At 69.8% G+C, this 21,441-nt stretch carries 17 protein-coding genes; 9 read left to right on the forward strand and 8 right to left on the reverse strand.

Features of this window, described 5'->3' with window-relative positions; translation table 11 throughout:
- Position 1: 1 nt before the first annotated feature.
- Genes CLV67_RS16510 through CLV67_RS16525 form a run of 4 tightly spaced genes read right to left on the reverse strand, consistent with a single transcriptional unit; the run spans position 2 to position 5,359 of the window.
- Complete coding sequence (locus CLV67_RS16510; protein WP_106319233.1) at positions 2 to 958, reverse strand: ABC transporter substrate-binding protein; 957 nt, start codon at positions 956 to 958, stop codon at positions 2 to 4.
- Entirely contained in the window at positions 955 to 2,832 is a 1,878-nt protein-coding gene (locus tag CLV67_RS16515) for an ABC transporter permease (RefSeq protein WP_239166925.1), read from the reverse strand. The genes CLV67_RS16510 and CLV67_RS16515 overlap by 4 nt, the downstream gene beginning before the upstream one ends.
- Positions 2,829 to 3,875, reverse strand: coding sequence for a quaternary amine ABC transporter ATP-binding protein (locus CLV67_RS16520; RefSeq protein WP_106319235.1), 1,047 nt, complete (start codon positions 3,873 to 3,875; stop codon positions 2,829 to 2,831). Before CLV67_RS16520 ends, CLV67_RS16515 begins: the two co-directional genes overlap by 4 nt.
- Positions 3,872 to 5,359 (reverse strand): GMC family oxidoreductase, encoded by a 1,488-nt coding sequence (locus CLV67_RS16525; RefSeq protein ID WP_106319237.1) that lies wholly within the window; start codon positions 5,357 to 5,359, stop codon positions 3,872 to 3,874. Before CLV67_RS16525 ends, CLV67_RS16520 begins: the two co-directional genes overlap by 4 nt.
- A 144-nt stretch (positions 5,360 to 5,503) precedes the next feature.
- On the opposite strand from CLV67_RS16525, the gene CLV67_RS16530 reads away from it, so the two are divergent.
- From CLV67_RS16530 to CLV67_RS16550, 5 genes are all read left to right on the forward strand, one after another.
- Positions 5,504 to 6,424: a glycerophosphodiester phosphodiesterase family protein gene (locus tag CLV67_RS16530; RefSeq protein WP_239166924.1), complete on the forward strand. Its 921-nt coding sequence runs from the start codon at positions 5,504 to 5,506 to the stop codon at positions 6,422 to 6,424.
- Positions 6,425 to 6,686: 262 nt separating this feature from the next.
- Complete coding sequence (locus CLV67_RS54750) at positions 6,687 to 8,117, forward strand: hypothetical protein (RefSeq protein WP_106319241.1); 1,431 nt, start codon at positions 6,687 to 6,689, stop codon at positions 8,115 to 8,117.
- Between the two features lie 2,413 nt (positions 8,118 to 10,530).
- Positions 10,531 to 11,364, forward strand: a complete 834-nt coding sequence (locus CLV67_RS16540) for a siderophore-interacting protein (RefSeq protein ID WP_106319243.1) — start codon at positions 10,531 to 10,533, stop codon at positions 11,362 to 11,364.
- Between the two features lie 47 nt (positions 11,365 to 11,411).
- Positions 11,412 to 12,593, forward strand: a complete 1,182-nt coding sequence (locus CLV67_RS16545; RefSeq protein WP_239165939.1) for a CynX/NimT family MFS transporter — start codon at positions 11,412 to 11,414, stop codon at positions 12,591 to 12,593.
- A 157-nt stretch (positions 12,594 to 12,750) separates the two neighbouring features.
- Positions 12,751 to 14,223, forward strand: a complete 1,473-nt coding sequence (locus CLV67_RS16550) for a glycosyltransferase family 39 protein (RefSeq protein ID WP_106319247.1) — start codon at positions 12,751 to 12,753, stop codon at positions 14,221 to 14,223.
- A gap of 6 nt (positions 14,224 to 14,229) precedes the next feature.
- On the opposite strand, the gene CLV67_RS16555 is transcribed toward CLV67_RS16550, so the two are convergent.
- Positions 14,230 to 14,868 (reverse strand): 4'-phosphopantetheinyl transferase family protein, encoded by a 639-nt coding sequence (locus tag CLV67_RS16555; RefSeq protein ID WP_106319249.1) that lies wholly within the window; start codon positions 14,866 to 14,868, stop codon positions 14,230 to 14,232.
- Positions 14,869 to 14,916: 48 nt separating this feature from the next.
- Positions 14,917 to 15,096: a hypothetical protein gene (locus CLV67_RS16560; RefSeq protein WP_106319251.1), complete on the reverse strand. Its 180-nt coding sequence runs from the start codon at positions 15,094 to 15,096 to the stop codon at positions 14,917 to 14,919.
- A gap of 17 nt (positions 15,097 to 15,113) precedes the next feature.
- Here CLV67_RS16560 and CLV67_RS16565 point away from each other — a divergent pair, with 17 nt between their 5' ends.
- The 4 genes from CLV67_RS16565 to CLV67_RS16580 all read left to right on the forward strand — a co-directional run bounded on the left by CLV67_RS16565 (position 15,114) and on the right by CLV67_RS16580 (position 18,934).
- Positions 15,114 to 15,263: a LuxR C-terminal-related transcriptional regulator gene (locus tag CLV67_RS16565; RefSeq protein ID WP_203736834.1), complete on the forward strand. Its 150-nt coding sequence runs from the start codon at positions 15,114 to 15,116 to the stop codon at positions 15,261 to 15,263.
- 3 nt (positions 15,264 to 15,266) lie between these two features.
- Entirely contained in the window at positions 15,267 to 15,719 is a 453-nt protein-coding gene (locus tag CLV67_RS16570; protein ID WP_239165940.1) for an SRPBCC family protein, read from the forward strand.
- Between the two features lie 59 nt (positions 15,720 to 15,778).
- Positions 15,779 to 18,217 carry a glycogen/starch/alpha-glucan phosphorylase gene (locus CLV67_RS16575; protein WP_106319255.1) on the forward strand — a complete coding sequence of 813 codons (2,439 nt, stop codon included), beginning with the start codon at positions 15,779 to 15,781 and terminating at the stop codon, positions 18,215 to 18,217.
- 102 nt (positions 18,218 to 18,319) lie between these two features.
- Positions 18,320 to 18,934 carry an AAA family ATPase gene (locus CLV67_RS16580; protein WP_239165941.1) on the forward strand — a complete coding sequence of 205 codons (615 nt, stop codon included), beginning with the start codon at positions 18,320 to 18,322 and terminating at the stop codon, positions 18,932 to 18,934.
- Positions 18,935 to 19,316: 382 nt separating this feature from the next.
- On the opposite strand, the gene CLV67_RS16585 is transcribed toward CLV67_RS16580, so the two are convergent.
- Both CLV67_RS16585 and CLV67_RS16590 read right to left on the reverse strand, forming a co-directional pair.
- Positions 19,317 to 20,078 carry a sulfite exporter TauE/SafE family protein gene (locus CLV67_RS16585; protein WP_106319259.1) on the reverse strand — a complete coding sequence of 254 codons (762 nt, stop codon included), beginning with the start codon at positions 20,076 to 20,078 and terminating at the stop codon, positions 19,317 to 19,319.
- A 10-nt stretch (positions 20,079 to 20,088) separates the two neighbouring features.
- A complete protein-coding gene (locus CLV67_RS16590; protein WP_106319261.1) occupies positions 20,089 to 21,345 on the reverse strand; it encodes an SGNH/GDSL hydrolase family protein in 1,257 nt (418 codons plus the stop codon).
- Positions 21,346 to 21,441 lie beyond the last annotated feature (96 nt).

The raw sequence follows: 21,441 nt of genomic DNA on the forward strand, positions 1-21,441 counted from the left end.
GTCAGCTCCCGGCCGGAATCCAGGGCTTCCAGGTCGCCTCGTGCTCGGCCACCCACTTCTCGGCGGCCTTCTCAGCGCTCAGACCCTGGTTGGTGATGTAGTCGGAGACCAGGTTCTGGTCGTCGTTGGTCCACTTGAAGTTCTTGACCAGCTCGTACGCGGCCCCGCCGGTATCGGCGAACTTCTTGCTGACCACCTTGTCGAGCACGTAGTCCGGGTAGTCGCAGGCGACCTTCTTCGGGTCGGCGTCACAGCCGGCCTTGTACTCCGGCAGCTTCACCCGGGCGTACTTCTCCTTCGCGAACAGCCACTGCGGCTCGTAGAAGTAGAAGAGCAGCGGCTTCTTCTGCGCGTTGGCCTGCTGGGCGGCCTTGATGATGGCCGCCTCGCTGCCGGAGAAGACCACCTTGTAATTCAGCTTCAGGTTGGCGATCAACGCCTCGTCGTTGGTGACGAACGACGGGTCGCCGGCCAGGAACTGCCCCTTGCCGCCCGACTCGGAGGTCTTGAACAGGTCGGCGTACTTGTTCAAGTTGTTCCAGTCGGTGATGTCCGGATACTGGTCGGCCATCCACTGCGGGACGTACCAGCCGATCGTGCCGGTGTTGCCGGTCGGCCCGGCGTCGACCGCGACCTTCTTCTCGGTGATGTAGGTCTTCTTCAGGTCGTCGTGGCCCCAGTTCTCCACGATCGCGTCGACCTCACCGGTCTCGAACCCCTGCCAGGAGATCTCCTCCTTGAGGTTCTTGGTCTCGACCGTGTAGCCCAGCTTCGTCTCGAGCAGGTGCTCGATCACGGCGGCGTTCGCCTCGTACCCCACCCAGGGGTTGATCGCGAGTTTGACCGTGCCCTTGTTCGCGGGGGCACTCGGCGGGGGTGTGCCGCCCGCATCAGAGGTGGCGCCCTGGCAGCCGCCCAGGAGCAGCCCCAGAACCACGATTACCGGAATCTTCTTCACACTTCAGCCTTTCGGGGGGTTAGACGGTCGAGCAGGATGCCGAGGAGGACGATCGCGAAGCCGGCGGCCAGGCCACGCCCGAAGTCCTCGCGTTGCGAGAAGCCGGCGACCACGTCGTATCCGAGCGCACCGGCCCCGACCAGGCCACCGACCACGACCATGCCGAGGACCATGACGATCCCCTGGTTCGCGGCGAGCAGCAGGCCCGGACGGGCGAGCGGCAGCTGCACCTTCCACAGCAGCTGGCGTGGGGTGGATCCGGACGAGACCGCGGCCTCGACCACAGGGGACGGCACGTCGCGGATGCCGCGCTCGACGAGCCGGACCACGGGCGGCACCGCGAAGATCACGGCCGCGACGATCGCGGTGAACCGGCTGGCGCCGAAGAGGGCGACGGCCGGGAGCAGGTAGACGAACGACGGCATGGTCTGCGCCGCGTCCAGCAGCGGGCGGACCGCTGTGGCCAGCCGGTCATGCCGGGCGCAGAGCACTCCGGCCCAGGCGCCGATCAGCAGTGTCAGCGCGGTCCCGACCAGCACCGTGGCCAGCGTCTGCATGGCATGCGCCCAGAGTCCGAGTCCGGCGATCCCGGCGGACGCGGCACCGGCGATCAGCGCGGCCCGCCAGCCCGCCGCGAGGAACCCGATCGCGACCACCACCAGCGTGAACAGCCACCACGGGGTGGTCGTCAGCACGGTCTCGAGGGGGTTCAGCAGGACGGTGCTGACCGTGTTGCGCAGCCATTCGGTCGCGTCGTACCAGTGCAGTTCGACCCAGGCGGTGATCTCGTTGACGGGCTCGGCGGCACTCCATCGCGGCACCGCGTCGCCGATCGGCAGCAGAGCCACCACCGCGGCGGCCGCCAGCACCGGCACCGACACCCGCCAGCCGATCGGACTGCGGCGGGACGCGGCCGTGGTCACCCGGTCCAGCACCACCGCCATGATCACGATCGCCAGGCCGGCGTCGAAAGCCGCGCCCACGTTGACCCGCTCCAGCGCGCGGATGATGTTCTCGCCGAGACCCGGGGCGTCGATCAGGGCGGTCACCACCACCATGGACAGCGCCATCATGATCGTCTGGTTGACCGCGAGCACGAGCACCGGGCGGGCCATCGGCAGGCGTACCTTCACGAGCAGCTGCCACCGGGTCGAACCCTGCGCCGCCGCCGCCTCCACCGCCGTCGGCGACACCCCGGCGATGCCCAGCTCGGTGATCCGGATCGTCACCGGCACCGCGTAGATCAGGGTCGCGACCACGGCGGCCGGCGAGCCGATCAGGAACAGCAGCGTCATCGGTGCCAGGTAGGCGAACGCCGGCAGGATCTGCATGACGTCGAGCACCGGCCGGATCGCGGCACCGAACCAGCGGACCCGCGCGGCCAGCACCCCGAGCGGCACCCCGATCAGCACCGACAGCAGCACCGCCGACAGCGTCAGGGACAGGGTGGCCACACTCTCGGTCCACAGTCCGAGCACCGCGAAACTCAGGAAACCGGCCACCGCGAGCAGCGCGTACCGCCAGCCGGCCAGCACGAACGACACAGCCCCGGCGACCGCCACCAGCCCGGCGAACCCGAGCCCGGTCAGCGCCGCGCTCACCGACTCGGTCAGCAGCCGCACACCGAGCCGCAGGTAGTTCATCCCGAACAGGAACGCCGGATGGGTGTCACGGTTCTCGTCCACCCAGTCCCGCACATCGGTGAAGAGCCGGAAGGCGGCGGCATCCGTGTTCTCCGCCGCCGGCTCTCCGCGGAACACCAGATAGGCGACGGTCGCGGCGGCGATCAGGACCAATGCGATCGTACGGGTGAGCCACGGTCCCCTCTGTTGTTCCAGGGAACGGACCGGAGCCCGGGTCAGTACGGCGGTCACACCGGCACCTGACGCCGGTGGCCGAGAAGCGCGGGCAGCAGTCGTTCCGCGTCGACGACACCGATCGATCGCCCGTCCTCGGTGACCGGAATCGGTCGTCCGGCCGTCAGCACCCGGGACACCGCGTCCCGGATCACCGTGTCGTGCGGCAGGGGCGTGTCCTCGTGCTCCTCACCGGCCGTGGGCGGCCGGACGATCCAGCGCAGCGTCAGCACGTCGGCCCGCGGCACGTCCCGGACGAAGTCCGCCACGTAGTCGTCCGCGGGCGCCCCGACCAGCTGCTCCGGAGTACCGACCTGCACCAGCTCGCCGTCACGCAGCACCGCGATCCGGTCGCCGAGGGTCAGCGCCTCGGCCAGATCGTGGGTGATGAAGAGCATCGTCTTGCCGACTTCGGCGTGCAGCCTGCGCACCTCGGCCTGCATGTCCCGGCGGATCAGCGGGTCGAGCGCGCTGAACGGCTCGTCGAAGAGCAGCACCTCGGGGTCGGTGGCCAGCGCCCGCGCCAGGCCGACGCGCTGCTGCATGCCGCCGGAGAGCTGCTCCGGCAGCTGCCGCTCGTGCCCGGTGAGGCCGACCAGCTCCAGCATCTCGGCCGCGCGGCGGTGCCGCTCGGCCCGGCCGGCACCCTGGATCTCCAGCCCGTAGGCGACGTTGTCCAGCACCCGGCGGTGCGGCAGCAGGCCGAAGTGCTGGAACACCATGGCGACCCGGTGCCGGCGCAGGTCGCGCAGCCGTTTCGCGGACATGGCGCCGACCGGCTCGCCGTCGATCCGGACCTCCCCGCTGGTCGGTTCGACGAGCCGGGTCAGGCAGCGGACCAGCGTGGACTTGCCACTGCCGGACAGTCCCATCACGACGAAGACCTCGTTGCGGGCCACCTCGAAACTGATGTCCCGCAGCGCGACCAGACAGCCGGCCTTCTCCCGCAGCTCGGCCGCGGACAGGTCGGCCAGCGGCGAGCCCGGCACCCTTTGCGCGCGTGGCCCGAACACCTTCCACAACCGATCGACCGCGATCGTCGCCTCTGGGTCGTCGCTCACCCGTTCGGCCCCCGCCCGATCAGGTCGGCGGCACGTTCGCCGATCATGAGCACCGCGACCATCGGGTTCACCGAGGTCATCGTCGGCAGGACCGAGGCGTCGGCGATCCGTACGTTCGGGAAGCCGATCAACCGCAGTTCCGGGTCGACCACCGACTCCGGGCTGCCGGCCGCGCCCATCCGGCAGGTGCCCGCCGGGTGGTAGACCGTGTGATGGGCGGCGCGGCCGTACGCCGACAGCTCCTCGTCGGTGCGCAGCGCCGGGCCGGGCGCGATCTCCCGCTTGATCCACGAGGCGAACGGCTCCGTGGCCGCGACCTCGCGGGCCAGCCTCAGGCCGTCCACGATGGTGCGCTCGTCGTACCCCTCCGGGTCGGTGAAGTAGCCGAAGTCCAGCAGAGGCTTGACCGTCGGATCGGCCGAGGCCAGCCGGAGACGTCCGGAGCTGCGCGGCCGGGGCACGTTCGGCGTCATGCCGAAGCCGTGTTCCGGCACGTCGTAGCCGAGGCGCTCGGTGTTGAACGTGAACGGGATCTGATAGAGGTGGAACATCAGGTCCGGGCGGGTGGCCTCCGGGTCGCGCCGGACGAAGAGCCCGGCGTCGGAGTCCATCGCCGACATCGGCGGGATCGGCCGGCTCGCCTCCCAGAGGATCAGCGACTCCGGGTGGTCCAGCAGATGCTCGCCCACCGGCAGGTCGGCACGCACCGGAATGCCGAGTTCCGCCAGGTCGGCGGCCGGTCCGATACCGGAGAGCAGCAGCAGGCGCGGGGTGTCGATCGCACCGGCGGCCAGCACGTACTCACGGGCGGCCCGGATCAGCTTGACGCCTTCGGCGTCGCGCACGGTCACCCCACGATCAGGATCGAGGTGGTACGCCCAGGTCTCGGTCCTGATGGTCAGATTCGGTCGATCCAGGTACGGGTGCAGGTACGCCACCGACGCGGACGAGCGGATGCCGCTCTCCGGGTGGTAGCCGACCGGGAAGAAGCCCGTCCCGTCGGCGAACGGCCCCGCGTTGAAGTCCTCGTGCACCGGCACACCGAGCGCCGTGTGACAGGCAGCGACGAAGTCGGCGGTCAGCGGGTTGCGGTCGGCCTCACCGACCGGACTGATATTGATCGCCAGCCGTTTCCAGTAGGGCAGCATCTCGTCGTACGACCAGCCGGTCGCCCCGGCCGCCACCCAGTCGGCGAAGTCCTCCGGCGGCGGCAGAAAACTGATCATGGTGTTGTGCGAGGAACAGCCGCCCAGCACCCGCGCGCGCGAGTGACGGATATGTGAGTTCCCGCGCGGCTGCTCCACGATCGGATAGTCGTAGTCGTATTCGGTCTCGAGCAGATTCAGCCAGTTGCGCAGCCTAAGAACCCGCTCGTCGCCGACATCCGAAGGACCGCCTTCGATCACACAGATCCGCAGGTCGGGGTCGGCCGAGAGCCGTGACGCCACCACCGACCCGGCGGTGCCGCCTCCGATGATCACCACGTCGTACTCGAAAGTCTCCAGCTTCGCGCCCCTTCCGTGAGGCCGCGGTCACACTGCGCGGACAATGATCTTCATCGCTGCGGCCACGGTCAATGCCTTCGGACTTCTTTTACTTCAGTGCAACAAGCCCGGCATACTGCCCTGGTGAATCTTTTTCACCGCGGCGAAGGACATCGGACCTGGTACAGGCCGATGAAGCCGCCGCCACCGGCCCCGGGCCGGGCTGAAAAAGATTCTTCGGACCGTTACTCCCCCGACTCCGACCGCCCTGGGCCGCCGGCTCGCGTCCCCAGCCGCCCCGGTCCTCCCGCTCGCTTCCTCGACCAGCCCGGACCGCTCGCCTTCGCCCACCGCGGCGGGGCGGCCGAGGGCGACGAGAACACCGCCGAGGCGTTCCGGCGGGCGATCGACATGGGATACCGGTACGTCGAGACCGACGTGCACGCCACCAGGGACGGCGTTCCGGTCGTCATCCACGACGCGCGCCTCGACCGGGTGGCCGGGCAGTCGGCCCGGGTCGCCGACCTGAGCTGGGCCGACCTGTCGACGGTGCGGGTCGGCGGCGCGGCCGCGGTGCCCCGCCTCGACGAGGTCCTCGACGCCTGGCCCGAGGTCCGCTTCAACATCGACGTGAAATCCGACCCGGCCGCCGAGCCCACGGTCGCCGCGGTCCGCGCGGCCGACGCCGAGGACCGGGTGCTGCTCGGCTCGTTCAGCGACGCCCGCCTGACCCGGATCCGCGCCCTGGCCGGGCCACGGGTAGCCACCTCGCTCGCCATGCGCGCCATCGCCCGGTTGCGCGTCGCCTCCACGGCCGGCGTCCGGATCCGGCTGCCGCAGTCGGCGGTGGCCGCCCAGATCCCGGTCCGGCACGGGCGATTCACCGTGCTCACGCCGCGATTCCTCGCCTATCTGCACCGGCTCGGATTAGCGGTCCACGTGTGGACGATCGACGATCCCGATGAAATGAATGACCTTCTCGACATGGGTGTCGACGGCATCATGACGGATCGCATTGAAGTACTCCGCGACGTCTATACGGCGCGCGGTTTCTGGTCGCTCTGAGCATCCGGTCGCTCACAGAGTCGTACGCTACTCTCCCCGCTCAGCAACGTGCGCCCAAGATCGCATGAACTCCGGACATCATCCGTTCGGAGGATGCTTGGGGTTCGAGGGCCGTTCCATATTTTTTCTTTAAGTGGGCTGCAGAGAATCTTCAAACAAAGTTCCGGAATTGCTTTCTGTGAGGCGCGCCCCTAACGTCTGGGCGTCGGCGCCGGATGCGGCACCGACCGACTGCGAAATCTGGGGAAAAGAAGGTCTCGTCATGCGAAGCTCGGGTCAACGACGCACCCGGCTACTAGCCGCCGGCGCCGTGCTCACCGCCCTAGGCGGGGTCATCGGGTTCACCCAGTTCGCCTCAGCCGCGGACACCGACAACAGCACGCGGGCCGGCGAGAGCGGGCGCGGCAAGGTTGTCGGCAACAACCTGACCATCCTCACCGACACCTGCGTGGACAGCCAGCTGCAGGCACACGACGGCTTCCAGCGCGGCGACCGATGCGTGTCCACCGAGTTCGGCGAGGTCGGGGTGGCGGCCAACAACCCCACCCTGCTGATCACCCAGGCTCCGCGCGACGTCACCGTCGGCGCGCCGTTCCAGCTGCGGATCAGCACCCGCAACCTGATCAGGGACCGCTTCCTCGCGGCCGGTCAGGGCGGCTACTACGTGGAGAGCAGCGTTCTCCAGAACGGCCTGGTCCGCGGCCACTTCCACACCGCCTGCCGCATGCTGACCAGCACGAACGAGGCGCCCGAATCCGCGCCGGTGCCGGCGTTCTTCGTAGCCACCGAGGACAGCCGCGGCGGCGCCGACCCGGACACCGTGACCATCCAGGTGCCCGGCCTGCCCCAGGAGGGCACCGCCCAGTGCTCGTCCTGGGCGGGCGACGGTTCGCACCGGATCCCGATGATGGAGCGCGCCAACCAGACGCCGGCCCTCGACTCCGTCCGCATCACCGTCCGGGCCGCCGGTAACAACGGTGGCGGCCAGAACGGTGGCGGTCAGAACGGTGGCGGTCAGAACGGCGGCGGCCAGAACGGTGGCGGCAACAACGGCGGTGGCCAGAACGGTGGCGGCAACAACGGCGGTGGCCAGAACGGTGGCGGCAACAACGGCGGTGGCCAGAACGGTGGCGGCAACGACACCAACAGCGGTGAGGTCACACCGACGCCCACGGCGACCGCTACCGGCAAGCCCGCCTCGACGAAGCCGGCGACCGCGAAGCCGAACAACACCACGGTGACCGCGACCCCGCGTGCCACCGTGACCACGACGGACCGCGAGGACGAGGAGGAGGCGACCACCTCCGGCAAGACCTCGACCCCGAAGGCGACCGCGACTGCCCGGCCGACCAAGACGTCCGATTCTTCAGAGTCTGAGGAATCGGCCACCGAGTCCGAAACCACCGCACCGGCCACGAAGACGACCAAGAAGTCGACCACCAACACCGAGTTCGACCAGCCCGACCCCGAGGCCACCGACACGGACGGTCCGGCTCTGGCCAACGACCCCGGCGACGGTGCCCCCGACCCGGAGAGCACCGGCGACACGCTGGCCGAACCGCCGGCCCAGGCGGGCCCGACCAGCCTGATCAGCAGCAACCTCGCCTGGATCGGCGGCGGCGCGGTGACGGTCCTGATCGGCCTCCTGATCGCGGCCTTCCTCCGGACGCGGCCCCGGAACAACTGGCGCTGACGCGCTCCGCTCCACTGAAAGCGGGCAGGACCTGACGGTCCTGCCCGCTTTCACGTTCCGTTCCCACTGCCCCACCTTGCCGTTGCGCCTCACCGACCGGCCTCGCCACACGTCGCCTCGCCGCCCGACCTCGCCACACGTCGCCTCACCGCCCGACCTCGCCACACGTCGCCTCACCGCCCGACCTCGCCACACGTCGCCTCACCGCCCGACCTCGCCACACGTCGCCTCACCGCCCTGCCACGCCACGCCTTACGCCACGCTCCAACTGCATCGCCCTGCTTCGCCGCCCTGCTTCGCCGCCTCCGCATTTGATTCGCGTCGCCTCAGCCCGTACAGCCGTGGTGGGGTCACCCAAGCGTCGGCCGCGGTCGCGCTTCAGCCGTCGCTCGTCCGCGGTCAGCGACGACTCAACTCCTGCGATCGACGAGGCGCTGATCGAGAAATGAGATGGGTCCGACGTCTCCATAGCCGCACCATTCCTGACCTGGGTGATCATCTCGGACCGTTTTCCAGAGGCCGCATATGCACTACGGCTGCTTCCCAGGCCGGGAACTGTGAACTAGAGAGCTTTCGCGGTTGAGGTTCCCGGCCCGTCAGCCGCATCCGTCTGAGCCGTGATGGCGCTCGGCCGGCTGATGGCCTGGCGTCACCGTCGTGGGCTCCGGAATCGCGGGGTCGGTTACCGCCACGACCCGGTGCTGGACGATCAACTACGGCCGTTTTCGGAGCCCGGCTCCGGGATATCGCTGCCTCCGGCCCGGTAAAGGATTCGCCGGGCACGGCTGGGCGATCAGGCGGCCTGGGGAAGGGTTCGCCGGCCACGGCTGGGCGATCAACAACCCGGGGAAGGGTTCGCCGGGCACGGCCGGGCGATCAGGCGGCCTGGGGAAGGGTTCACCGGCCACGGCTGGGCGATCAACAACCCGGGGAAGGGTTCGCCGGGCACGGCCGGGCGATCAGGCGGCCTGGGGAAGGGTTCACCGGCCACGGCTGGGCGATCAACAACCCGGGGAAGGGTTCGCCGGGCACGGCCGGGCGATCAGGCGGCCTGGGGAAGGGTTCACCGGCCACGGCTGGGCGATCAACAACCCGGGGAAGGGTTCACCGGCCACGGCCGGGCGATCAGGCGGCCTGGGGAAGGGTTCACCGGGCACGGCTGGGCGATCAACAGCCCGGGGAAGGGTTCACCGCCCACGGCTGGGCGATCAGGTGGTCCGGGACATGGCTATCCCCACCAGCCTCAGACCCTGACCGTAAAAGGTGTCTAGTACGGCTGCCACCGTTCGTGATCACGGTTGGGGCCGGAGGCTGAGATGGCCCGGTAGTGCGATCGTCGGTGTGCTGCCGCCGCTACTGTCGGGCTTTCCGGATGCGGTCGGGCGCACGCTGATGCTTTCCGTGTGCGCATGACGTCGTGGACGGCGACGGCAGGAGCACACGCTGTGGACCCGTGGACGCGCACTGCCGTCCTGGCCACAACCGAAGCGCACGATGCCACTGAGTGTGCGCCCGCAGTTGCCTGTGCGCCGGTCGCTGCACAATCCCGGTGCCCCTATCGCAGGCACCATCCGTCACGGGAATCGCCGGCACCACCCGCCATGGACTCGCCAGGCACCACCCGCTACGGAACGGCCGGACGGGCGCACCGCCGTGCACATCAACCGGCCAGTTCCGCCCCTGCCTGGCACCGGCACCGGCACCGGCACCGACACCGACACCGACACCGACACCGACAGACGATCATGCGGTATCCGAACCACGAACCTAGGAACTCAGCTCAGATCACGAACGGCGGCTGCCGTGCCAGGCACGGCTGGGATCAGATCCAGTCTCGCGACTTCCCGGCCTCCGGACGACGGCCGGACGGCGTGAAGCGACGAACGCCGTAAAGCTACGAACGGCGTGAAGCGGCGTGGGGCGTGAAGCAGCGTGGGGCGTGAAGCGGCGGGCCGAGGGGCCACGAGCCACGTATCCACGCGGCCGGGATGGGGAGCCGTCATCGGCGACGACGGGTGACAGTGTCTGGGCGACGACGTGCGGGCCGTGTGGGAGCTCGTCGCTTTCTTCGGGAGCGGACGGGCGGAGATCCGCGCTCGGTGGGGCGCGCAGGCGTACCGGACAAGGCTTCAAAGCGGGAGGGCACAGGTTGCGGAAGTCGGCCGCATCGGGTGACGGCTACCGAGCGGAGCGAGGCTTGGAGGGCTTCGCACCCGGTGGAGAGGGACGCTGAGCGGCGGGGATCGCTTTTCCGGCCCCGGAGGGCCGAATACGCTGCGTATCCACTGAACGCGTGCCACAGTTGGCCGTAGGTTGAGAAATTTGCAGGAACGCAGAGGCGGGGCGGTAGATCGCCGGAAATAAGGGTAGCCTTACCTGCCGAGATCGTCCCACCGGCAGTGAGGTGCAGCCCATGGCGAACAGACCCGCGCGACCGGCCCACGAGGGTGTGGTCATCCGGGTGGAGCAGCTGACCCCGCACATGGTGCGCGTCGTGGTCGGCGGTGAGGCTCTGACCCGTATCGAGGCCGGGCAGTTCACCGACCATTACATCAAGGTGCTGTTCCCTCCGCCCGGTGTCGTCTATCCGGAGCCGTTCGACCAGGCCGCCATCCGGGAGAGCCTGCCGCGCGAGCAGTGGCCTTGCACCCGCACCTACACGGTTCGCAAGTGGCTGCCCGAGGCCGGCGAGATGTGGGTCGACTTCGTGGTTCATGGCGACGAGGGCATTGCCGGTCCGTGGGCGGCGCGGGCCCGGCCCGGTGATCCGTTCCGGTTCATGGGGCCCGGTGGTGGCTACGCGCCCAGCGCCGACGCCGGATGGCATCTGATCGCCGGTGACGAGAGTGCCATCCCGGCCATCGCCGCCTCGCTCGAGGCGATGCCCGAGGGCGCTACCGTGCGGGCGTTCATCGAGGTCTCGGGCCCCGACGAGGAGCAGAAGATCGAGACCGACGCCGAGATCACCTGGCTGCACCGGGGGGACCGGCCGGTCGGCGAGCTGCTGGTGTCGGCGGTCCGCACGCTGGAGTTCCCGGACGGTGAGGTTCAGGCGTTCGTCCACGGTGAGGCCAACTTCGTGAAGGCGCTGCGTGGGTTCCTGCGCGTCGAGCTGGGCCTTCCGATGAGCCAGTTGTCGATCTCCGGCTACTGGCGCCGCGGCATGAACGAGGACGGCTGGCAGTCCAGCAAGCGCGAATGGAACGAGCAGACCGAGCGCGAGCAGGAGTCCACCGCCGCCGTGTGAACGACGGTGTAAGGAGTGTTACGCCGATCACCCAATACCATGGGTCTGTGGTGATCGACGAGAAGACGCGTACCGGCGGGCTGCTGGCGCTGGTAGCCCTGCTGCTGGCCGCGGTCAACCTGCGGCTCGCGGTCACCAGCATCGGCCCGGTTCTCACCGAGATCCGGGACGGTCTCGGCATGAGCGCCACCGTCGCCGGCCTGCTCACCTCGGTGCCGGTGCTCTGCTTCGCCTCGATCGGCCTGGCCGCGCCCCGGCTCGCCCAGCGCCTCGGGGCCGCCCGGGTCATCCTGATCGGCCTGGCGCTGCTCACCCTCGGACTCGTGATCCGGCCCTACACGGGCGGGTCGGTCCTGTTCCTGCTGTTCAGTGCGGTCGCCCTGGCCGGTATCGCGGTGGTCAACGTGCTGCTGCCGTCGATCGTCAAGGAACGCTTCCCGGACCGGGTCGGCACGGTGACCGGCCTGTACTCGGTGGCACTCAACATCGGCGCCACCACGGCCGCCGCCGCGACCGTGCCCATCACCGACGCCTTCGGCGGCGACTGGCGACTCGGCCTGGCGTGCTGGTCACTCGCCGCGGTGGTCGCCCTTCCACCGTGGTTGCTGCTGGCGCGATCGCGCGGCGTCGCCGGTGGCCCGGCTTCGTCAGACCATGCCGCGGTACGGGTGAGCAGGCACCCGGTGGCCTGGGCCCTGGCCGTGTACTTCGGCATGCAGTCGACCTCCGCCTACGTGATCATCGGCTGGCTCCCGGAGATCTACCGCGACGCCGGGCTCTCCCCGTCCCTGGCCGGCGTGCTCTTCGCGGTCACGTCCCTGCTCGGCGTGCCGCTGTCGTTCCTGCTCTCCGCGTACGCGGGCAGACTCCGCTCGCAGAGCGGCATCGCGCTGGTGCTCGGACTGTTCGGGATAGCCGGGTGGGCCGGACTGTGGGCCTCCCCCGCAGCCGCGCCCTGGCTGTGGGCCGTCCTCCTGGGCGTCGTCAACGCCGCGTTCCCGCTGGCCCTGACCATGATCGCTCTCCGCGGACGTACGCCCGCCACGGTCGTCCGGCTGTCCGCGTTCGCCCAGAGCGTCGGCTACCTGTTCGCGATCCCGGGGCCGATCCTGGTCGGCGCGCTGCACGACGCCTCCGGCGGGTGGCGGGTGCCGCTGGCGTTGATGGCGGTTCTGATGGTCCCGCAGATCGCGGCGGGGATGGCCGCGGGGCGGAACCGCCAGATCTGACCGCGGAGTCGCCGGCTCGCCATGGACATCGACGTTCTTCGCCGGACCTCCTGACGGCACCGAGGCTCCGCCCATTGTGGGGCCGGACGGGGAGCGGTGACATTGCTACGGTGGGACCGTGGTCGATGCGCTCAGTGATGTGACCGAGACACAGCGTATGGATTCAGCCCGCCAACCTATCGCCTGGTGGCCGGTCGGCCTGATCGCCGCCGGCACCACGCTTCTGCTTCTGATCACCGCGAACGGATACGGCTACCACCGCGACGAGTTGTACTTCCGGCTTCTCGGCCAGCATCCGCAATGGGGATACGCCGACCAGCCGCCGTTCACGCCGATGCTGGTCCGGCTCGGCATCGAGACGTTCGGCGACAATCTCTGGGCGATCCGGGTGCCGGTCGCCGTGCTGCTCGGGATCACCGCGATCGTGGCGGCGGCCATCGCCCGGGAGGCCGGGGGCGGCTCGATCGCCCAGTCACTGGCCGCGACCGGGGTGCTCGGCGCGTTCCCGCTGTCAGCGGCACACGTCACCGCGACCGCCGCGACCGACCTGCTGGTCTGGCTGGGTGTGCTGTTCTTCGCGACGCGGGCGCTGCTCTGGCGGCGGCCGCGGGCCTGGGCCGGCGCCGGGATCGTGGCCGGGCTCGGACTCTGGAACAAACATCTGGTGGTGATCCTGTTGCTGTGCCTCCTCGTGGCACTGCTGCTGGCCGGGCCGCGCGGGGAACTGCGTACTCGGCACCTGTGGATCGGCGCGGGACTGGCATTCGCGATCGGCTCACCGAACCTGATCTACCAGGTGGTGAACGGGTTCCCGCAGGCCGAGATGGCGGCGGCGATCGCCGAGGACAAGGGCGGCGAGTCCCGGGTCATGCTGCTGCCACTGCAGTTCGCCATGCTCGCGCTGCCTCCGGTGTGGATCGCCGGGATGGTCACACTGGTACGCGATCCCCGGCTCCGACGACTCCGGGCGCTCGCTGTGGCGTACCCGCTGATGTTGGTCCTGGTGTTCGTGACCGCCGGGCAGCCGTACTACACGATGGGTCTGCTCGTCGGCCTGTACGCGATCGGCGCCGTGCCGGTGGAACGGTGGGTCACCGGGCGGGGCGGACGCCTGGCGCTGCTCGCCGGTGCCGTGGCGGTCACCTCGGTGGCCGCGGTGGTCTCCGCGCTGCCGGTGATCCCGGAGAAGGACCTGGCCGGATCGCTGCCGGCCGCGGTGAACCAGACGATTCCGGAGCAGGTCGGCTGGCGCGGGTACGTGTGGCAGATCGGTGGGGTCTACGCCGACCTGCCGCGCACCGACCAGCAGCGGGCGGTGCTGTTCACCGGCAACTACGGTGAGGCCGGGGCACTCGACCGGTACGGACCGTCGCTGCGGCTGCCGCCGGTCTACAGCGGACACAACGAACTTCATCGGTACGGACCGCCGCCGGACTCCGCGACCATCGCCGTGGCCGTGCTGGACGCGTCGCCGGAACGGGCGAGCCGGATGCTCGGCTCGTGCGCGCCGAAGGCGGTGCTCCGCAACGCGGCCGGGGTCGACAACGAGGAGAACGGCGTCCGTGTCTACGTCTGCCGGCTGTCCGAGCCGTGGTCGGTGATCTGGCCGCGTCTCCAGCACTACTCCTGACCCGCGCTACTCCCGGATCGACACCGCGGCCAGCACGAGCCCGTTCGTGACCAGGTAGCGGCCGTGCAGAGCGGCCCACGGCGCGTCCACCCGCAGACGCGCCGTGAACGTCCGCGCGTGCGGGTCGACGGTCAGCGCCGCCTCCTCGAAGCCGAGCCAGCGGCCGGTCAGCGGATACCACGCCTTGTAGACGGCCTCCTTGGCGGAGAACAGCAGCCGGTCCCAGTGCACCGACGGATCCCGGGCGGCGAGTTCGGCGAGGTGCTCGACGTCGCCGGGCGCGGTCACCGCCGGGATCACCCGGGGTGGCAGCGGGGCGTGCGTCTCGGCGTCGATGCCGATGCTCGCGACGTCCGAGGTGCGCACCACGGCGGCCGCCCGGTAGCCGGTGCAGTGCGTGATGCTGCCGGCCACCCCGTCCGGCCAGATCGGCTCGCGGCGCGGGCCGGGCCGGATCGCCACGGGCGCGAACCCCAGCCCGGACAGGGCCTCGCGGGCGCAGCGGCGGGCGGTGACGAACTCCCTGCGGCGGGTCGCCACGGCGGTGGCGATCAGGTCCTCCTCGCCGGGGAAGGACGGCTCGTCCGGGTCGTCGCCGAACGCCTCGGCGGTTATCACTGAAGGCGGCAGCAACGATCCCAGCACCGCTGAAGTCTCGCACCCGCGTTCCTCCAGCTGTCGCGCACCGCTGCCTCAGTTGTGCTGAGACAGCGGCGAGCCGATCCCGGCCTCGGCGAACAGCCCCGGCAGCCGGTGGCCGAGCCGGACGTCACGGCCCGCCACGATGAACGCGCCGAGGAACACCCGGCGCCACTCGCCCACCACCGGCAACGGCGGTTCCACGGCGACCGTACGCATGTCGTAGCCCTGCACGACGAGCCATCCGCCCGGTGCCGTCCACTCCCACATCCGGCTGGCGGGCGCGGGGCACCGGCCGGCTGACGCTGAGCCGCCGGACCGTGGAGACGCACCTGGCACACGCCTACCGGAAACTGGAGATCCGCTCCCGCGCCGAGCTGTCCGGTGTCCTGCCAGAATGACGCATGCCGATCGACCGGTTCAGCATGACGTACGCCGTCGACGCCCCGCCCGACGAGGTGTGGGCGCATCTCACCGACCCGCAGAGCTACGTCGGGCTGTCGCCGCTCGTGGTGACCGTCCGCGACGTCCGCCCGGTCCGCGACGACCAGGGCCGGGAGGCGGTCCGGTACGTGGCGGTCGAGCGGTTCCGCTGGGGGCCGCTGCGCTGGGACAACCCGATCCGGGTCACCATGACGACCCCCACCGGACGCCGGATCGTCAGCAGCGTGGTCAGTCCCGGCGCGGTCCGTCTCGACTCGACCGTCGATCTGGCCCAGCACGGGACCGGCACCGAGGTCACCGAGACGATCGAGGTCCGGTCACCGAGCCTGCTGCGCGGCTTCGTGACCGGCAAGGCCCGCTCGGTGCAGACCGAACGGGCCGGTGAGCTGACACGGCGGATGAGCCGGGCGTGAGGCGACCGGCGTTCAACGAAGGGGGGCCATCGGAAACGTCGGAGAGGCACAATGGCGGCATGGATCTTCGACAGGGCACCGGTCTACGCAAACTGGGCAAGACCGCTGATGAGTTCCAGCAGGACCTGTTGAGCAACCTCTTCTACCGGCGCGGTACGACAGTGGAGTCGGCCAGCGCGCGGGACGCGTACGAGACGCTGTCCCTGACCGTCCGCGACCGCCTCGCCGAGCGCCGGGCCCGGACCGCCGCCGCGCACTACGCCAGCAACCCCCGCTGGGTCTACTACCTCTCCGCGGAGTACCTGCTCGGCGCTCAGCTCGAACAGAACCTGCTGTACTCCGGCACCGGCGATCTCGCCGCCGAGGCGGTCAAGGCCCTCGGCTTCAGCCTGGAGGACCTGGAGGACCTCGACGTCGAACCGGGTCTCGGCAACGGCGGCCTGGGCCGGCTCGCGGCCTGCCTGGTCGACTCGCTGGCCACCCGGGACATCCCGGCGGTCGGCTACGGCATCCGTTACGACCTCGGCATCTTCCGGCAGATCATCACCGAGAACGGGCAGACCGAGCTGCCCGACGACTGGGCGTTCCACGGCAACCCGTGGGAGTTCCCGGCCCCCGACGACCGGCAGGCCGTCGGCTTCTACGGCCACACCGAGCCGATCCCCGGCTCGGAGACCCGCAAGATCTGGGTGCCCGGCGAGATCGTCCTGGGCGAGCCGAGCCACATGCTGGTCCCCGGCTACGGCACCGAGACGGTCAATATCGTACGGCTGTGGAGCGCCAAGGCCAGCGAGGCGTCGTTCGACCTGAGCCGCTTCTCGGCCGGGCAGTACGCCGAGGCCGTGCAGGAGGCGGTCCGCGCCGAGAACATCAGCAAGGTGCTGTATCCCGACGACAGCACCGAGCTGGGCCGGGAACTGCGGCTCAAGCAGCAGTACTTCCTGGTCTCCTGCTCGCTGCGAGACATCGTGCGGCGCTTCCGCCTGCGCAACGAGGGCTGGGACACGTTCGCCGAGAAGACGGTCATCCAGCTCAACGACACGCACCCGACGATCGCGATCCCCGAGCTGATGCGACTGCTCGTCGACGAGTACGAGCTGGAGTGGGACCGGGCCTGGGAGATCACCCGCAAGACGTTCGCCTACACCTGCCACACCCTGCTGCCGGAGGCACTGGAGACGTGGCCGGTGCGGATGTTCGAGAAGCTCCTGCCCCGGCATCTGGAGATCATCTACCTGATCAACATGCTGTTCCTGCGCGAGGTCGAGGCCCGGTTCCCCGGCGACCACGACCGCCTCCGCCGGATGTCGATCATCGGCGAGGAGGGCGAACGACGGGTCCGGATGGCACACCTCGCGGTGGTCGGCACCGAGGCCGTCAACGGCGTGGCCGAGCTGCACTCCAAGCTGTTGCGCGAGACCGTCCTCGACGACTTCGCCGAACTGTGGCCGGCCAAGTTCCAGAACGTCACGAACGGCGTCTCACCGCGCCGCTTCATCAAGATCGCGAACCCGCGGCTGTCCGACCTGATCACCGAGGGTCTCGGCGGCGAGGGCTGGCTCCGCGACCTGGACCGCCTCGCCGAGCTGGAACACCTCGCGGGTGACGCCTCGTTCGCCGAGCGCTGGCAGTCGATCAAGCGGGCCAACAAGGTCGACCTCGGGCTCGGCGACCCGGACTCGCTGACCGATGTGATGATCAAGCGGTTCCACGAGTACAAGCGGCAGCAGCTCAAACTGCTCCACGTCATCACGCTCTACCACAGGATCCGGGCCAATCCGGGCGGCGACTGGATCCCGCGCACGATCCTGTTCGCGGGGAAGGCAGCGCCCGCCTATCACGCCGCGAAGGACATCATCCGGCTCATCGCCACGGTCGCGGCCCGGATCGAGGCGGACCCGGTCGTCTCGCCGTACCTCAAGGTGGTCTTCCCCTCGAACTACAACGTCACCCTGGCCGAGCGGATCATCCCGGCCGCCGACCTGTCCGAGCAGATCTCGCTCGCCGGCAAGGAGGCGTCCGGCACCGGCAACATGAAGCTCGCCCTCAACGGCGCCATCACCATCGGCACCCTGGACGGCGCCAACATCGAGATCCGGGCGCGGGTGGGCGCCGAGAACTTTTTCCTCTTCGGCATGGACGCCTACCAGGCCGCTCAGACCCGGATCAACGGGTACGACCCGCGGCATTTCTACGAGCACGACGCGGAACTGCGGGCCGCCCTCGACACCCTGGCATCCGGCATCTTCGGCGACGTCGGCCATCGGGTCGCCGGCAGCCTGCTCGGCTGGGACGAATACCTGACACTCGCCGACTACCGCGGGTACATCGAGGCGCAGGAGGAGGTCGAACGCGCCTGGCGCGAACCGGCCCGCTGGACCCGGATGTCCATTCTGAACACCGCCCACAGCGGTTTCTTCAGCGCCGACCGCACGGTCGCCGACTACGCGGCCCGCATCTGGCGGGTCGCGCCTGTCCCCGTACAACACGAGGACTGACCGCTGTTCATCAGGGCGATCAGGCTGGACGGGACACCCCGTACCGGCTATCCGTTCGAGCTCCCCGTCGTCCGCGCGCTCGCGGATGGCGGGGAGCTGCGGTTGTCCGCGCCCGTGACGCTGCTCAGCGGCGACAACGGGAGCGGCAAGTCGACGCTGATCGAAGCGATCGCGGTGGCGGCCGGGTTCAACCCGGAGGGCGGGACCACGTCGTTCAACTTCGCGACACGGGCCACCGAATCGTCGCTGGGCGGGCATCTCACGCTCGTGCGGACGCCCGGCCGCAAGCCGCGCACCGGGTTCTTCCTGCGCGCCGAGTCCTACTACAACGTGGCGACCGAGATCGAACGGCTGGGCGTCACCGGCTCGTACGGCGGTGTCTCCCCACACCAGCGGTCGCACGGCGAGTCCTTCCTGGACCTGGTCGCGCACCGGTTCGGGCCCGGCGGTCTCTACCTGCTCGACGAGCCGGAGGCGGCGCTGTCCGTCCAGGGTTGCCTCGCGCTGCTGCTGCGGATCGCCGACCTGGTGGCGGACGGCAGCCAGTTCGTGATCGCCACGCACTCGCCGATCCTGCTGGCCTGTCCGGGCGCGACGATCCTGGAGATCGGTCCGGGCGGCGGCATCGAGCCGGTGAGCTTCGACCAGGCCGAGCCGGTCGTCATGACCCGCGCCTTCCTCGCCGACCCGGCCCGTTTCCTCGGCCGCCTCACCTGACGCCGCGCCCCCACCCGCAACGTGGTGACCCGCGCCCACCGGCGAGCCGCATGTCACCACACCAAACGCTGCGGCCCGCAACGTGGCGACCCGCGCCCACCCGCGAGCCACACATCACCACACCAAACGCTGCCACCCGCAACGTGGCGACCTGCGCCCACCGGCGAGCCACACATCACCACACCAAACGCTGCCACCCGCAACGTGGCGACCCGCGCCCACCCGCGAGCCACACATCACCACACCAAACGCTGCCACCCGCAACGTGGCGACCCGCGCCCACCCGCGAGCCACACATCACCACGTAGGGGCCGGTTGGGGCGCTGCGGGCCGGGCGGACTGGCGCCGGGGCGGACAGTGGCGGGAACCGCGAGAGTCGAGCTCATGGGAGAGGCAGGTAGGAGACGGCCAGGCCGATGGCCAGGGCGCCGAGCAGGAAACGCAGCGCCGCCTCCGGGATGCGCCGCTGCAGGCGCGCCCCCAGATACCCGCCGATCAGGCCGCCGAGGCCGCAGAGCAGGCCGAGCACCCAGTGCGGGGCGATCTCACCCTCGCCGGTGACCAGGGCGATCAGCCCGAACGTAGCGGCGCCGGCAATCGAGGTGACGAACGTCGACGCGAGCGCGGCCGGGGCGACCGTGGCCATCGGGATGCCGCTGCCCGCCAGGATCGGCCCGAGCAGCGATCCGCCGCCGATGCCGTAGATTCCGCCGATCACGCCCACGCCGACCCCGAGCGGGACGATCGGGAGGTTGCGCCGCACGATGCGGGCAGGTCGCAGCGCCCGGAAACACAGCCAGCATCCGAGCGGGAGCAGCACGGCGGCCACGATGATCCGGAACACCTCCGGGCCGGGCAGGGCGAACACCCGGACGAACGCACCGAGGATCACGCCGGGGAGAGTTCCGAGGATCAAGTGCCTGGTCAGCGTACGATCGAAGCCGCCCTGCCGAAGGTATCGCAGGAGCGCGCCGGGCCCGGCCACGACGTTGTAAAGCAGGTTGGTCGGGGTGACCGCCGGGTTGGGCACGTGCAGCACGCTGAGCTGAACCGGCAGCAGGAAGACCGCGCCGGAGACTCCCACCGGCGCGGTCACGATCGAGATGAGGAAGCCGGCCACGAATCCGGCAATCCCTATTTCCATGATCGATAAACTAGCCTATGGTGATCGCGCCGCTCCCCGACCGGACGCAGCTGACCTCCCGTGCGGCGGTGGACGCCGCGCCGGTCAGGCAGGTGGCCAGCACACCGTGGCCGGCCGCGTTCGGGTGCCACGACTCCTGGCAGGTCTGGTAATAGGTGACGCAGGTGTTGGCGAACCGCTGGATCGCGATCTTGTCGTAGCCGTCCAGATCCTGGATGAAGACACCGGTCGTGCCGTCCTGCACCCGGATCGGGGTGGCCAGGGTCGCGGCCGGGTTGGTGGTCGTCTCACAGAGCCGGGCCCCGTCGAACGCCCGCTGCACGTTCAGCTTCACCAGTTGCGGGAAGTCGGCCTTGAGCGAGTTGTGCACCGAGGTCACCAGCCCGCCGAGCGCCGTGGAGAAGGTGTGCCCGGCCGGCAGGCTGGCCCGGTGGATGGGACAGCCCGCCCGGTAGCGCTCCGCGCCGAGCGCCCGGAACTTGTCCCGGTCGTCCTGGCGGTTGTCCTCCTCTACGAGGCTCTGCAGCACGTCCGTGGCCAGCGGGTTGGTGTAGTCCTGCAGTACCACCCGGTGCTGGCCGTCCGGGTCGATCTGCTCCAGGACGGTGAGCAGCTCCCGTACCGCAGCGGTGGTCTCGGTCGTGGCAGTCTGCAGTTGAGCGGCCGTGGCCAGGTCGTCCGCCGCGCACGGCTGCTGCGGGACCGGGCCGTTGATGTAGGCCCAGAACTCCCACCACCCGGTCCAGGCGTCGGCGATGAACCGGTTGGCGCACTTGATCGCGACGTCGCCGAAGGTGAACGAGCTGTTGTTCGACCCGATTCCGAGCAGCACCAGATCGATGTCGTGGGTCTGCGCCACGGCCCTCAGCTGGTCGATCTGCGAGGCGACCTGCCGGCCGCCGGTGCGGGTACTGGAGGCCGAGGCGATGTCGTACGGCCGGCCGCCCGAACAGGCGAGGTTGAACCGGGCCGCGATGCCGGGCAGCTCGGCCCGGAAGATCGACGCGTTGGCCGAGCGGTGACAGAAGTAGGCGTTGGCGTTGGCGGCGGACCATCCGGGGAACCCCTGGGCGACCCCGTTGGCGTCGGGGACGGGCTGATAGGCGCCGGCCCCCTCACCGCTGATGAAGCTGTCACCGAGCGCCACGGCGGCGGAGGGTAGCGCGGCGCCCGCCGGGGAAGCGGGCATGAACAGGACGAATGCGGCGAGGACGGCGGTCAGGACATGGAAAGTGAACGATTTCCGGGCCATGTCGAATCTGAACATCCACTCCGGATCGACGTCAATATTGCCCATCGGGAAAGTAGGTGCGCCCCGAACAGCCCTTGCCGAGAACCTGACAAGATCTCTAACGTCGTCCGG

The organism is Actinoplanes italicus (assembly GCF_003001815.1).
Lineage (GTDB): Bacteria > Actinomycetota > Actinomycetes > Mycobacteriales > Micromonosporaceae > Actinoplanes > Actinoplanes italicus.

What these genes read in the sequence shown, in the direction of transcription:
- CLV67_RS16575 (WP_106319255.1), top strand. Translation starts at nt 15,779, where the DNA reads ATGGATCTTCGACAGGGCACCGGTCTACGCAAACTGGGCAAGACCGCT.
- CLV67_RS16585 (WP_106319259.1), bottom strand. Translation starts at nt 20,078, where the DNA reads ATGGAAATAGGGATTGCCGGATTCGTGGCCGGCTTCCTCATCTCGATC.
- CLV67_RS16550 (WP_106319247.1), top strand. Translation starts at nt 12,751, where the DNA reads ATGGATTCAGCCCGCCAACCTATCGCCTGGTGGCCGGTCGGCCTGATC.
- CLV67_RS16590 (WP_106319261.1), bottom strand. Translation starts at nt 21,345, where the DNA reads ATGTTCAGATTCGACATGGCCCGGAAATCGTTCACTTTCCATGTCCTG.
- CLV67_RS16570 (WP_239165940.1), top strand. Translation starts at nt 15,267, where the DNA reads ATGCCGATCGACCGGTTCAGCATGACGTACGCCGTCGACGCCCCGCCC.
- CLV67_RS54750 (WP_106319241.1), top strand. Translation starts at nt 6,687, where the DNA reads ATGCGAAGCTCGGGTCAACGACGCACCCGGCTACTAGCCGCCGGCGCC.
- CLV67_RS16540 (WP_106319243.1), top strand. Translation starts at nt 10,531, where the DNA reads ATGGCGAACAGACCCGCGCGACCGGCCCACGAGGGTGTGGTCATCCGG.